We start from the raw sequence: 13,586 nt of genomic DNA, 5'->3' as shown, positions 1-13,586 counted from the left end.
ATGCCCGCCGATCTGATTCTCATCGCCTACGACGGATCCGACAATGCCAAGCGCGCAATCGAATACGCGGGCCGGTTCCTCAGCGCCAACCGCGCGGTCGTCGCCACCGCCTGGGAGCCGATGGCGCGCCAGGCCGCCCGGATGTCGGGCCTGTCCGGCGTGATGCAGCCCGAGTGGGTGCCCGACGAGGACTCCGAGGACATCGCGCTGACCGATGCGAAGACCACCAACGCGGAGGGTCTGGACCTGGCCGTCGCCGCGGGCCTCGACGCGGAGGGCCGCTGCGTCGAGTGCAGCGCGACCATCTGGACAACCATCGTCGAGACCGCCGACGCCCTCGACGTCGACGTGATCGTCACCGGCACCCGCGGCACCACCGGGCTGCGGTCGCTGCTGCAGTCCTCGGTCGCCGACCACGTGCTGCGGCACAGCCACCGGCCGGTGCTCATCGTGCCGCCGGGCAAGTAGCCACCCGGGCCGGGCCGCGAGCCCGCCGACTATCGTCGGGAACCGACATGAACGGTTTCCTGCTCTCGCGCGCCGACCGGACCCTGCGCACCTGTGGCAGCCGGGACCAGTACCGCGGAATCGACGCCGCCGCCGAGGCCCTCGCGCGGCGCGCGGTGCCGCTGGTCGTCGGCGCGCTGCCGTTCGACCCCGCCGACCCCGCCGCCCTCACCGCCCCCGAGACGATGCACCGGACCGCGGGTCCGTGGCAGCCCGGGGCGGCGCCGGCACTGCCGGAGGCCCGGATCGTCGACCGGCTGCCCAGCCCCGACGAGCACCGCGCCCGGGTGGCGAGGCTGGTCACCCGGCTACGGTCCGGCGAACTCGACAAGGTGGTCGCGGCGCGCTCGGTGCTGCTCGAGGCCGACGCGCCGGTGCCGCCGTGGTCGCTGCTGGCCCGACTGGTGCTGCAGGACCCCGCCGGCAACGGGTTCGGCGTGGACCTCAGCCCCGCCGGCGGCCGGTACGTGGGCCGCTCGCTCGTCGGCGCCAGCCCGGAACTGCTGCTGCGGCGCACCGGCCGCGAGGTCGAGTGCTTTCCGCTGGCCGGCACCGCGCCGCGCCACGCCGACCCCGCGGCCGACCGCGCCGAGGGCGAGGCGCTGCTGGCGTCGGACAAGAACCGCGCCGAGCACGCCTTCGTCACCGACTGGATCCGCGACGCGCTGGCGCCGGTGTGCACCGAGCTGACCGTGCCCGACGCGCCCCGCCTGATCAGCACCCGTCAGGTGTGGCACCTGGCGACGCCGATCCGGGGCGTGCTGCGCGAGCCCGCCCCGTCCGCGCTGGACCTGGCGCGACTGCTGCACCCGACGCCCGCGGTCGGCGGCACCCCGTTCGACGCCGCGCTGGCCGCGATCCGGGACACCGAGGAGCCCCGCGGTTTCTACGGCGGCGCAGTCGGCTGGTGCGACGCCGACGGCGACGGCGAGTGGGTGGTCGCGATCCGGTGCGCCGAGGTGGACGCCGACGGGCTGCGTCTGCAGGCCTGGGCGGGCGGCGGCATCGTCGCGGCATCGGACCCGGACGCCGAGCTCGCCGAGACCTCCACCAAGTTGGGCACCCTGCTCGGCGCACTCGGCGTGAACACGCACGGCTGACCGGCGCACGGGTCCCACCACCCCGCGCGACCGCGACGTACGGTCCAACCCGTGTTGTCCAAGCCGTTGCCGGCCGCGCCCGCACTCGGCGCCCGCCCGGCCCCGGTCAGCCCCCGGTGCTCGCCGCCGCGGACACCGCCCCGACCGCGAGCGGGGCGGCCCGGCCATCCGACGACGGCCCCCTTCTCGACGCCGTGCCGCCCGGTCCCGGACAACCGAACCCGATCCCGGCGGTGCAGGTGATACCTTGACGCGAGAAGTTGTCCAGGCAGCAGCAAATGGGAGATCCGAGATGAAGTTCCTTGTCCCCGGTGTGGCAAGTGCAGTGATCGGCGCGGTTCTCGGCCTCGGTGCCGTGCTCGGCGTCACGGCAGCCGCCTCGGACAACACGCGTCCGCAGATCGACACCAGCGGCAACTCCACGTCCTCCCTGCTCAACCAGGTCGAGTACGGCAGCCGCTAACCTTTCACGACGATCCCGAGTACCCGCACCACCCCAGTCTCGACGACCGAGGCGCCGAACACCGATCCACTGACTCGTCGGTGGCTGTTCGGCGCCTCCGTCGTCGCGCTGGTACTGGCCTTCCTGCAGGCCCCCGGCCTGGTTGTCGCCGACACCAAGTACGACCTCACCGCGAACCCGATCGGGTTCCTCGCCCGCGCGGCGCACCAGTGGAGCAGCCAGGCCCCGCTCGGCCAGGTGCAGAACCAGGCGTACGGCTACTTCTTCCCGCACGGCGCGTTCTTCGGCCTGGGTCAGCTCCTGCACGTCCCACCCTGGATCACCCAGCGGCTGTGGTGGGCGCTGCTGCTGGTCGCCGGCTTCTGGGGCGTCGTCCGGCTCGCGGAGGCCCTCGGCGTCGGCAGCCGCAGTTCCCGGGTCATCGCCGCCGTCGCGTTCGCCCTCGCCCCACGGGTCCTGACCACGCTCGGTTCGATCTCCTCGGAGTCGTTGCCGATGATGCTGGCGCCGTGGGTCCTGCTGCCCGTCGTCCTGGCGACGACGTCGCCCGTGCGTCCTGTCGGTCCCCAGGGGGGACAGGACGCACGGGCGCGGAGCGCCCCGGTGCTGGCCGCGCAGTCCGCGACGGCGGTCGCGCTGATGGGTGCGGTCAACGCCGTCGCCACCGCCGCCGCCTGCCTGATCGCCGCGCTGTGGTGGGCCGCGCACCGGCCGAACCGCCGCTGGTGGCGGTTCACCGCGTGGTGGCTGCCGATGTGCCTGGTCGCGGTCGCGTGGTGGGCGGTGCCGCTGCTGATGCTCGGCCGGGTCAGCCCGCCGTTCCTGGACTACATCGAGTCGTCGGGCGTGACGACGCAGTGGACCAGCCTCGCCGAGGTGCTGCGCGGCACCGACAGCTGGACGCCGTTCGTCTCCCCCGACCACGTGGCCGGCTCGCTGCTGGTCACCCAGCCCGCCGCCGTGGTGGCGACGGGCCTGGTCGCGGCCGCAGGCATGGCCGGACTGGCGATGCGGTCGATGCCCGCGCGGGGACGACTGACCCTGATCCTGTTCGTCGGGCTGGCCGGGCTGACGGCCGGCTACGTCGGCGAGCTCGGCTCCCCCGTCGCCGAGAGCGTGCGCGCGTTCCTCGACTCCGGCGGCGCCGCGCTGCGCAACGTGCACAAACTCGAACCGCTGATCCGGCTGCCCCTGGTGCTCGGGCTCGCGCACCTGCTGGCCCGGGTCCCGCTGCCCGGCTCGGTGCCGTCGGCCCGCTGGCGCAACGCGCTCGCGCACCCCGAACGCCAGCCGATGGTCGCGCTGACCAGCCTGATCCTGGTGGCCCTCACCCTCACCACCTCGCTGGCCTGGACCGGCCGGCTCGCCCCCAGCGGCGCCTACCGGGAGGTCCCCGGGTACTGGCAGGAGGCCGCGGACTGGCTCGGTGAGCATGCAGGCGGCGACGCCGCCGACGGCTCCGACGCCCAGCGCGCGCTGGTGGTGCCCGGCGCCCCGTTCGCCAGTCAGGTGTGGGGCCTGACCCGCGACGAACCGCTGCAGGCTCTCGCCACCACCCCGTGGGCGGTCCGCGACGCGGTCCCGCTGGTGCCGCCCGGCGCGATCCGGGCCCTCGACTCGGTGCAGCGGTTGATCTCCGCAGGCACCGCGTCCGACGGGCTGGCCCCGACGCTGCTCCGGCAGGGGGTCAGCTACCTGGTGGTGCGCAACGACCTGGATCCCGAGAACTCCCGCTCGGCGCGGCCGTTGCTGGTGCACCAGTCCGTCGAGGGCTCGCCGGGACTGACGAAGGTCGCGGAGTTCGGCGAGGACGTCGGGCCCGGGCACGTCGACGGATTCGTCTCCGACGGTGACCTGCGGCCGCGCTACCCCGCGATCGAGATCTTCCGGGTCACCGACCCCCAGCGCGCCGACCCCGTCGCCGCCGGGCCGTACACCGTGGACCTGGCCGACGTTCCGGTCCTGCAGGGCGGCCCGGAGTCGTTGCAGCACCTGAACTCCCAGCCCGCGGGGACCGCCCCGGCCACCGGGCCGACCGCAGGCCCGGTGCTGCTGGCCACCGACGCCGCCCGCGCCGGGCTGCCGGTCGACGCCGTCACCGTGACCGACACCCCCACCGACCGGGAGACCGACTTCGGCGAGGTGGACAACCACAGTTCCGCGCTGCGCACCCCCGACGACCCGCGGCGCACCTACAACCGGGTGCCGGACTACCCCGTGGCGGGCGCCGAGCTGGTCACCGGGCAGTGGGACGGCGCCCGGATCACCGTCTCGAGCTCCGCGTCGGACGCCACCCAGCTCGGCGGCACGGCCCCGGGCACCGGTCCCGCCGCCACCGTCGACGGCGACGAGGCCACCGGCTGGTTCAGCAACGGACTCGAGAGCGCACTGGGGCAGTGGCTCCGGGTGGACCTCGACACCCCGATCAGTAGCGGGCTGCTGCACCTTCGCACCAGCGCCGCCGCCGTCGGCGTGCCGGTGAAGTGGCTCGAGATCACCACCCCGAGCGGCAGCACCGCGGTGCGGGTCAGCGAACCCGGTGCACCCCTGACAGTCTCGCTGCCGCCGGGCCCGACGCCCTGGCTGAAGATCACCGCCATCAAGACCGAGAACGGTTCGGCGGGAACGCAGTTCGGGATCAGCGAGCTCTCGGTCGACGACTACACCGATTCCGCCCACCCGGTGACCGTGCCGATCCGGCACCGCACCGTGCTGCCCCCGACCCCGGCCGGTGCCGCCGTCACCGGCTGGGACCTGAGCCAGGAACTGCCCGGCCGCACCGGCTGCGTGGACGCCACGGACCGCGTGCGCTGCAGCCCCGGGCTGGCCGTGCAGCCGGAGGAGCCCGGCCAGTTCGACCGCACCCTGTCCGTGCCCCAGGACACGGCCGTCACCGCGCGGCTGCTGGTCCGCTCGCGTCAGGGCGCGGCGCTCGACGACCTGCTCGCCGATCCGGCCCGGGCCCGCGCCACCGGCAAGTCCGACATCGGGGACGTGCGCGGCGGGGCGGCCGCAGCCGTCGACGGCGACCCCCGCACCAGCTGGCACGCGACCGCGGCAAGCGCCCATGGCGGCACGAAACCGACTGTGACGGTGAGCCTCCCGAACCCCGCCCTGGTCACCGGACTGGACCTGACGGCCAGCCTCGGGTCGCTGCCCGCCGCGCCGACTACCGTCGCGGTGAACCTCGGCACCGGCCCACAGGTGCGGGAGTTCCACGACGGCAAGCCGATTCGGCTCGAACCCGCCGTCACCGACCGCATCGAGCTGAGCATCGTCGACCAGGAGGACCTGCTCGGGGTCACCGGGTTCGGGGTCGCGCAGCCGCAGCCGACCGGCCTCGCGGAGATCGGCGTCCTCACCACCGGTGACCAGCCGGTTCCCGGGACCGGTGTCGACCCGTGGTCGGCGACCGACCGCACCGTCACCGTCGGGTGCGAGAACGGGCCCGCGCTATCGGTCGCCGGCCACGTACTGCACACCACCGTCACCGCGACGGCCGGGCAGCTGCGCTCCGGTGCGCCGGTGCCTGCGACGGTCTGCTCGGTTACCGGTCCGGGCGAGGTCGTCGCGGCCGATCCGGGCGCGGCAATCCCGTTGCCCGCCGGACGACAGGACGTGGTGGTCGCGCCCGGTGCGGCGTTCTTCGTCGACGGCCTGACCCTGACCGCGATCCCCGGCGACCCGCAGGCGCCGACCGTCCCGGCGACGCTGGCCGCCACCCGGGTGCCGACTGACGGCTGGGGCCCGGCCCTGCGCACGCTCGACATCGACCGCGGCGACGCCGACCGGCTGCTGGTGGTCCCGGAGTCCCACAACGTCGGCTGGGTCGCCACCGCGCCCGGCGGCGCGGAACTGACCCCGGTGGTGGTCGACGGCTGGCAGCAGGGGTGGATCGTGCCCGCCGGCACCGACGGCGCCGTCACCCTGACCTTCCCGACCGACCGGTGGTACCGCCTCGGCATCGCCGTCGGCCTGCTGGCACTGCTCCCGCTGCTGCTCACAGCGCTGTGGCCGAGACGGCGGCCCGCCGGCGATCCCGGACCGGCGCCGCGCACCTGGCACAGCGTCACCGTCGGCTACCTCGGGGTGCTGGCGCTGGCCACCCTGGCCGCGGGGCCGGTCGGCACCCTGGTCGTGTTCGCGGTGACCGGGCTCGCCGCCGCAGTCTGGCGGCGTCGCGGGCTCGCCCCCGCAGCCCGGACCCTGGTCGGGCTCGCCGGCGTCGGCACCGGGCTCAGCGCCCTGCTGCTCTCCACCGGACCGTGGCGCTCACCGACCGGGTACGTCGGCCACTCGGCGCTCGTTCAGCTGGCGGCGCTGGTCGCGGTGGTCGCGGTCGGGCTGGCGGTGCTGCCGATCTCGGCGCGGACGGCCGTTGCGGTCCGACGCCGACTCTCCCAGCGACCGAGGGCGAGCCGGACCGGCTCCTCCACCAGCGCGTAGCTCGCCGACGCCACGGCCAGGCTGAGCACCATCGTCACCACCAGGACGAACACGAAGCTGCCGCCGAACTGCGGGATGCCGAACACCGGGAACACGATCGAGAGCACCGCGAGGTGCCAGACGAACAGACCGTAGGACCAGCGACCGACGGCCAGCGCGGCCGGACCGGACAGCCACCGGTGCGCACGGGAGCGGTCCAGCACCAGCGGTGCGATCAGCGCGAACGCCAGCACGGTGCCGAGCACGATCTTGGTGGCGTACTGCCACGGCGCGGCCCGCTCCAGGCCCTCGGGGCCGGCCAGGTCCGTGCAGGCCAACCCGAAGGACACCACGGCGAGCGCCGCGAACAGCCCGCGCCGACGCGCCAGCCGGTGCATCGGCGTCTCGGGGCCCGTCGCCAGCTCGGCCAGCACCATCCCCGCGCCGAACCACGGCAGGTAGCCGGGCAGCCAGTTGTCTGCGTGGATGCCGTCCGGCGTCGGGATCGGCAGGAAGCCCCAGGCCAGGGCCAGCGCCGACACGCCGAGCAGCACCGGCACCCGCAGCCGGGCCGACGGCCCGCGCAGGCGCACCATCGCCCACGCGAAGAGCGGCAACAGCGCGTAGAAGGCCACCTCCACCGACAGGCTCCACATCTGGGTCAGCCCGTCGGTCAGGGTGAGCGGCACGAAGACCTGCACCAGGGCGAGGTTGGCCATCCACACCGTGGCGCCGCCGCCGGACACCGGCAGGAACGCCAGCACCACGACGATCACCAGCCAGTACACCGGCAGGATCCGGGCCGCCCGGTGCAGCAGGTAGCGGCCGGTGCCCGGCGCCGGGCCGAGTCCGCGGGCGGCGGCGGCGTGCGGGCGCCACAGCAGAAAGCCGGAGAGCGCGAAGAACACCGCGACCGCCAGGTCGAACCGGCCCCACACCCGGCCCAGCACCGGCGTCGAGGCGGCCCCGGTCTGGAAGGCGACGTGGGTGACCACCACGGCCATCGCGGCCAACCCACGCATCCCGTCCAGGGCCGGCACGAAGCCGCGCGCGGTCGAGGTGGGCGGCGCTGGGGGGGTCGCGTAGGTAGCCATTTGGCGTCCAGTCTGCACCGGATCGGCACCGGCCCCGCGCACGGGCAGTTCTTACAGCGCCTGAAAAAACGGCGTGCCAGCTCAATCTGGGACTGGACACTGTTACTGTCTGGCTCACTGAGTGTCCCGCTGGTATGGACGCTCTTCGCTCGTCGTGGCTTCGGGCCACGCCTCGGGGACTTGTGGCTACGAAGGACGAAGGAGATTCGGTATGGCGGAACGCTCAGGGCCGAGCAGGACACTCGCCTGCATCTTGGTGGGGCTCGGCGCCTTCCTATTGGCAGCCGCACTGCTGATCCCGACATACACCGTCGACAAGCTGAAGAAGACCCCGCTCGATCTCGAGGTCACCACGATCGCGACCGGCAACGGCGACGTCCTCGACGCCAAGGCACTGGCGGCAGGCAAGGCCGTCGTCGACACCAACGTCCCGCTGGTCGCACAGCGCTACGTCACCGTCGTCGACCCGTCCAACGCCGACGACATCACCGTCCAGGCGGGCCAGACGGTGCGTCGCACCGACAAGAAGGGCGACACCGGCCTGCTCACCGCGAGCGTGGACACCGTCACGCTCGACCGCGTCAGCTCGATGCCGGTGGCCGACGGCACCAGCACCATCCAGACCGAACCGGACAAGCCGGCCAAGGTGGTCAAGGACCGCGACGGGCTGCAGTACAAGTTCCCGTTCGACGCCGAGCAGAAGGCGTACCCGTACTTCGACCTGAACTCCCGTGAGACCCAGGACGTGAACTTCGTCGAGGAGACGGAGATCAACGGTATGAAGGTGTACCACTACAACCAGAAGGTCGCGCCCGTTGACCTGTCCACGGTTGTCGCGTCCCCGACGAACAAGCTGAGCCTGCCCGCAGCCACCTGGGGCGTGGAGGGCGGAGACGCCCCCGTCACCATGAGCCGCTGGTACGCCAACGAGCGTGACCTCTGGGTCGACCCGGTCACCGGCGTCATCGTCAAGGGCCAGGAGAAGCTGTACCAGTACTACGCCCGCGAGGCCGACAAGCCCGAGGTGACGGTCCTCAAGGCGACGCTGCCCTTCGACGAGGACACCATCGCGTACCAGGTCGGCCAGGCCAAGGACGGCGCCGACAAGCTGTCGCTGTTCGGCCGCACCGTGCCGATCGCGGCAGGCATCCTCGGCCTGATCTCGCTGATCGGCGGCATCTACCTCGGCACCCGCGGCGGCAACGGCCCGAAGACCCCCGCCACCAACGCCGGCCCCGCCACCACGCCGGTGGCTCCCGCGAACGACCCGAACCAGGGTTACGACTCGCAGGACGCCGCGACCGAGATGATCCCGCAGCAGGACTGGACCGAGTCGGACCGGACCGAGGTGTTCCCGGTCATCGACCCGAACCAGGACCCGCCGACGACTCGGCTGTAGTCCGCACCGCAGACCGTGAAAGGGCCCGCACTCGAAACGAGTGCGGGCCCTTTCGGTTCCGGGGGGGCGCTGGCACTCCCAGGGGTTCGGCGGGGCGCAGGTTCGACGGGTCGAGCCACCGGTCCCACAGGCACCCGCGTGTCCGCGCGTGCGCGTGCCTGCGCATTGGGGCGCCGGGGCACCGCGAGTGCCTCTGCAGCGCCGGCTCGGAACGACTTCCCGGCGGCCGCGCGACACGGCCGGCCGACCCCGGCTCCGGTGGACGGCGCCGCTGTGGTGGTGTTCCGGTCCCCGGAGCGGGTCAGCCGGCGTCGCGCAGCGCCGCGACGCTCACCACCGCCGCAGTGACCGTGGCCGTCACCACCGCGATGGTGACCAGTTCCTGCATGGTCGACGCGAACGCGAGGATCAGCCCGGCCTCCACCGCCAGCCCCAGCCACGCGACCAGTGCCAACCGGGTCCGCTCGCGGGCGATCGCGGACAGCAGCGCGCCCTGCAGCACCGCCAACGCGGCACCGGTGAGCGCGAACACCCACAGCAGTCCCTGGACCGGGGCGTAGTCCTCGCCGGCCACCAGCGGCGCCAGCGGCGCGACCAGCGCCACCCCGGCGACCGTCACCGCGCCGAGCCCGAGCAGCACCCCGAGCGCCGAGCGGACCGCCTTCGCGGACTCCGCGCGGCTGGCCATCTTCGGGTACAGCACCACCCCGACCGCGGCAGGCAGCCAGAACGCCGCCTTGGCCGCCACGGCGCCGAGCGCGTACTGCCCGGCCTGCGACTCGTCGAGCACCACCCGGGCCAGCAGCAGGTCCACCGAGGACATGCCGATCAGCGCCAACTGGACCTGCGAGGCCCGCAGCACCGCCGCCACGCCCGCGGTGCCGCCGCTTGCATCACCGCCGCTTGCATCACCGCCGTCCGGATCGGTGCCGTCCGGGCCCGGTTCGCCGCGTCCGACCAGCACCCGGGCACCGAGCGCCACCGCCCCGGTGCCCACCGCCGCGGCGGCCAGCGCGGGCCCCGGGCCACCGCCGAGGGCGAGCACCGCCACCGCGGGCACCACCTTCGCCACGCCGGTCGCCGCGAGCACCACGCTGAGCTCGCCGAACCGGCCACGACCCTGCAGCAGCCCCTGTTCGGTGGCCAGCAGCACCAGCAGCGGCGCGGTCAGCAGCGCGGCGCCGGCCGCGGTCACCGAGGTGTTCAGGGCAGCGGCGACGGGGGCCACCAGCAGCACCGCGATCATCGCGACGATCACCGCGCACCGGCGTCCCAACGCCCGCAAGGCGCCGTCGCCCTGCCCGTGCACCACCTCGCGGGCCACCACGGTCTGCAGCGCCAGTGCCGGCACCGCCAGCACCAGTTGCGCGGCCAGCAGCGCCGCGAACTCGCCGTAGCCGACCGGACCGAGCCAGCGGCTGGCGGGCAGGTGCAGCAGGTACGACGCGAGGTTGGCGATCATCGACCCCGCCGTCACCATCGTCATACCGGCCACCGCGGAGGTGGCGGCGAGGCGAGGCGTCATCCGCCCATGATCGCACCCGTATCGTTCGGTACATGATCGCGCGGCCCGCGGGGCGCCCCGGGGCCCGGTTCGACGCGCGCCGCACCCTGCCTCCGCTCTACAGCCTCGCCCTCGCGACGCTGATCCTCGGGCCGCTGCTCGGGCCCGGATACCTGCTGGTCCGCGACGCGGTCAGCACGCCCCGGTCGTACCTCACCGACTCCGCCCTGGGGCTGACCGACGCGGCCGCCCGGGCGGTGCCGCAGGACGCGCTGCTCGCGGTGGCGTCGACCGCGGTCGACGGCGGCCTGCTGGTGACGGCACTGACGCTGCTGGCGCTGTGGCTCGCCGGCTGGGGCGCCGCGCGGGCGGTGGCGTCGCTGCTGCCCACCGCGGGCCCGGGGCCGCTGCTGCTGGCCTCGACGGTGGCGCTGTGGAACCCGTACGTCGCGGAGCGCCTGCTGCAGGGGCACTGGAGCCTGCTGGCCGGCTACGCGGCGCTGCCGTGGACGGTCCCGGCGGTGCTGCGCCTGCGCCGCGCGAGGCGGCCGTGGTCACCGCGGGCCTGGTGCCCGCTCGGCCTGACGCTGGCGGCGGCCGCGCTGACCCCCACCGGCGCGCTGCTCGCCGCGACGCTGGCCCTGGCGCTGCTGGCGACGCCGGGCGGTCGCGGTGCCCGGCGGCCGCGACTGACGGTGGCCGCGGCACTGGCCGCGGTCGCCTCGGCGCCCTGGTTGGTGGCGACCCTGTTCGCAGGCGCCGGCGGTCAGGGTTCGGACCCGGCGGCCGTCGCGGCCTTCGCGGCGCGCGCCGAACCGGGCCTCGGCACGCTCGGCAGCCTCGCCGGTCTCGGCGGGATCTGGAACGCGGACGCGGTACCGGGCAGCCGAACCTCGCTGTGGGCGTTGGTCGGTACGGCGCTGCTGCTGGCGGTCGTCGGCTGCGGGCTGCCCGCGCTGTGGCGCCGCCGCGGCAACCCGCTGATCGTGACGCTGGCCGTCGTCGCCGGCCTGGCGGTGGTTCTGCCCGCTCTCGGCGCCACCGGGTGGGGCCTGCGGGTCGGCGAGTGGGCGGTCACTGCCGTGCCCGGCGCCGGCCTGCTGCGCGACGCCCAGAAGTGGGTGGCGCTGGCGATGCCGTTCTACGCCCTGGCGGCGGCGGCCGGGGTGGGCACGCTGGCCGCGCTCGGCCGGCGGGTGTTCGGCGGCGAGGGCTTGTCGAGGCCACCCGGGCGGAGTCGTTCCGGATCGGCTACGGCCGCAGGCGTGGGCGTGGTCGCTGTGCTGATCGCGCTGCCCGACCTGGTCTGGGGCGTCGGCGGCGCGGTGCGCCCGGTGGCCTACCCGGCGTCGTGGGGAGAGGTTGCGGACCTGCTCGAGGACCGGTCCGGCGACGTCGCGGTGCTGCCGGCGGGTACCTTCCGGCGGTTCCCGTACAGCGGCACGGTCCCGGTGCTGGACCCGGCGCCGCGGATGCTGCCGCTCGACGTGCTCCAGACCGGCCGACTGCTGGTCGGGGCCGGCCCCGGGTCGGGCGCGGAACCGAGCGGGACCGGCGCGGGCTACACCGACATCGGCGGCGAGGGCGACCGGGCGGAACAGGTCGAGGCGCTGCTGCTCGCCGGTGGTCCCGCCGACCACCTGCCGGACCTGGGCGTCGGCTGGGTGCTCGTCGAACGCGACGCGGCCGGTCCGGTCGGGGCCGCCGAACACACGCTGGCACAGCTGGAACCGGTGTTCGGCGACGAACACCTGGCCCTCTACCGGGTGCCGGGCGAGCCCGTGGCGCGGCCGCACCGGGCGGGCGCGGTGGCCACGGTGGCCGCCGCGCACCTGGCCTGGGCGGTGCTGCTAGCCGGCTGCGCGCTCGGCTGCGCGGTGTCCCGGGTCCGGGGCCGCGCCGACCGGGTCTGAGGGCGCGTCCGGGGTCCCGATCAGGCCCGAGACGTACCGGCCGGAGGCCGACTCGGCGAGCACGGTGTGCACGCCTGCCGCGGTCTGCGTCCAGGAAAACTCCGCCGCCCGCGACCGGGCCTTGTCGCCGAGGTCGGCGCGCCGGACCTCGACCTCGAGCAGCTCGGCGACCGCGGCGGTGAGCTGCTCGGCGTCGTCCACCAGCAGCCCGGTGACGCCGTCGACGACGGAGTCGGTCAGCCCGCGGGAGCTGCGGTAGCCGACGGTCGGGACGCCGTGCTGGGCCGCCTCGATCACCGCCAGCCCCCAGCCCTCCTTGCGCGAGGGCATCACGTGCACCCACGCCCGGGAGAGGAGGCGGTGCTTGTCCTCCTCCGGCACGTGCCCGTGGAAGGTCACCGCGTCGGCGATGCCGAGGTCACGGGCCCGCTCACGCAGGTTCTCCTCCCACCAGCCACCGCCGATCACGTCCAGGTGCAGGCCGGGCGTGGTCTCGCGCAGCGCCGCGACCGCGGCCAGCGCGTCCTCGATCTGCTTGTGCGGCACCAGCCGGGACAGCACGCACACGCTCGGATGGACGGTGCGGGTGGCGTCGTCACCGGCGAGGACGGCGTCGGGCAGCGCGTCGGCGCCGTTGCGCACCACCGCGACCCGCTCGCGGTCGACGCCGAGCGCGGTCAACTCCTCGGACGACGGCAGCGACACCGTCAGGTACTGGTTACGGCGGTGCACCCGCGGCGAGAGCACCGACTCGACCCACCAGCCGATCCGGCCGACCAGCCGACCGGCTACCGGCCACTGTTCCCGGTGGCAGTGGTGCACCAGCACGGTGACCGGCGCACCCGCCACCATGCGGGCGAAGAAGGGGATGCCGTTCTGGGTGTCGATCACCGCGTCGGGAGCGATGCCGCGGAGCGGGCCGAAACCGAGCCGACCGGCGGCGATCGCGGCCAGTGCCCGCGGGTAGACGGTGAACCGGCCGCCGCCGCGGCTGATCCGGATGCCGTCGACCGTCTCCTCCCGCGGTGCCCCCGGGTAGCTCGCGGTGCGCAGGGTGACCGTGATGCCGCGGGCCGCGAGCCCGGCGCCGACCTGCTCGAGGTAGCGCTCGCTGCCGCCGCCCTGCGGGTGCCCGGTGTCCCGCCAGCACAACAACAGAACCTCGCGCACGGCACTACTCC

8 protein-coding genes and 1 pseudogene are annotated in these 13,586 nt (G+C 74.5%); 6 read left to right on the top strand and 3 right to left on the bottom strand.

The genetic code is table 11. From position 1 onward, the window contains the following. From ACFO6S_RS10590 to ACFO6S_RS10575, 4 genes are all read left to right on the top strand, one after another. Positions 1–468 (top strand): universal stress protein, encoded by a 468-nt coding sequence (locus tag ACFO6S_RS10590; RefSeq protein WP_378416680.1) that lies wholly within the window; start codon positions 1–3, stop codon positions 466–468. A 47-nt stretch (positions 469–515) separates the two neighbouring features. After that, the gene (locus ACFO6S_RS10585) at positions 516–1,607 is read left to right on the top strand and encodes an isochorismate synthase (RefSeq protein WP_378416679.1); all 1,092 of its coding nucleotides are present in this window, start codon (positions 516–518) and stop codon (positions 1,605–1,607) included. Positions 1,608–1,899: 292 nt separating this feature from the next. Then, a complete protein-coding gene (locus ACFO6S_RS10580) occupies positions 1,900–2,070 on the top strand; it encodes a DUF2613 domain-containing protein (RefSeq protein WP_378416678.1) in 171 nt (56 codons plus the stop codon). 12 nt (positions 2,071–2,082) lie between these two features. Continuing rightward, complete coding sequence (locus ACFO6S_RS10575; protein ID WP_378416939.1) at positions 2,083–6,516, top strand: alpha-(1->3)-arabinofuranosyltransferase domain-containing protein; 4,434 nt, start codon at positions 2,083–2,085, stop codon at positions 6,514–6,516. 23 nt (positions 6,517–6,539) lie between these two features. Here the strand turns inward: ACFO6S_RS10575 and ACFO6S_RS10570 are convergent. Beyond that, positions 6,540–7,589, bottom strand: a pseudogene (locus tag ACFO6S_RS10570) (acyltransferase family protein); the annotation flags it as partial. Positions 7,590–7,800: 211 nt separating this feature from the next. On the opposite strand from ACFO6S_RS10570, the gene pgfA reads away from it, so the two are divergent. After that, positions 7,801–8,988 carry a cell envelope lipid trafficking protein PgfA gene (pgfA, locus tag ACFO6S_RS10565; RefSeq protein WP_378416676.1) on the top strand — a complete coding sequence of 396 codons (1,188 nt, stop codon included), beginning with the start codon at positions 7,801–7,803 and terminating at the stop codon, positions 8,986–8,988. A 301-nt stretch (positions 8,989–9,289) separates the two neighbouring features. Here the strand turns inward: pgfA and ACFO6S_RS10560 are convergent, their stop codons facing one another. Further along, complete coding sequence (locus ACFO6S_RS10560; protein WP_378416675.1) at positions 9,290–10,513, bottom strand: polysaccharide biosynthesis protein; 1,224 nt, start codon at positions 10,511–10,513, stop codon at positions 9,290–9,292. A gap of 32 nt (positions 10,514–10,545) precedes the next feature. Between ACFO6S_RS10560 and ACFO6S_RS10555 the strand changes: the two genes are divergently transcribed. After that, positions 10,546–12,405 carry an MmpA family trehalose lipid delivery protein gene (locus ACFO6S_RS10555; protein ID WP_378416673.1) on the top strand — a complete coding sequence of 620 codons (1,860 nt, stop codon included), beginning with the start codon at positions 10,546–10,548 and terminating at the stop codon, positions 12,403–12,405. Here ACFO6S_RS10555 and ACFO6S_RS10550 read toward each other — a convergent pair. Further along, complete coding sequence (locus tag ACFO6S_RS10550; RefSeq protein ID WP_378416672.1) at positions 12,343–13,575, bottom strand: glycosyltransferase family 4 protein; 1,233 nt, start codon at positions 13,573–13,575, stop codon at positions 12,343–12,345. The two genes, ACFO6S_RS10555 and ACFO6S_RS10550, sit on opposite strands and share 63 nt — an antisense overlap. Positions 13,576–13,586: the final 11 nt, after the last annotated feature.

It is taken from the genome of Rhodococcus kronopolitis (assembly GCF_042654025.1).
GTDB classification, from domain to species: domain Bacteria; phylum Actinomycetota; class Actinomycetes; order Mycobacteriales; family Mycobacteriaceae; genus Rhodococcus_G; species Rhodococcus_G kronopolitis.
This window is presented reverse-complemented; position numbering and strand designations above follow the sequence as displayed.

What these genes read in the sequence shown, in the direction of transcription:
- ACFO6S_RS10590 (WP_378416680.1), top strand. Translation starts at nt 1, where the DNA reads ATGCCCGCCGATCTGATTCTCATCGCCTACGACGGATCCGACAATGCC.
- ACFO6S_RS10585 (WP_378416679.1), top strand. Translation starts at nt 516, where the DNA reads ATGAACGGTTTCCTGCTCTCGCGCGCCGACCGGACCCTGCGCACCTGT.
- ACFO6S_RS10580 (WP_378416678.1), top strand. Translation starts at nt 1,900, where the DNA reads ATGAAGTTCCTTGTCCCCGGTGTGGCAAGTGCAGTGATCGGCGCGGTT.
- pgfA (WP_378416676.1), top strand. Translation starts at nt 7,801, where the DNA reads ATGGCGGAACGCTCAGGGCCGAGCAGGACACTCGCCTGCATCTTGGTG.
- ACFO6S_RS10560 (WP_378416675.1), bottom strand. Translation starts at nt 10,513, where the DNA reads ATGACGCCTCGCCTCGCCGCCACCTCCGCGGTGGCCGGTATGACGATG.
- ACFO6S_RS10555 (WP_378416673.1), top strand. Translation starts at nt 10,546, where the DNA reads ATGATCGCGCGGCCCGCGGGGCGCCCCGGGGCCCGGTTCGACGCGCGC.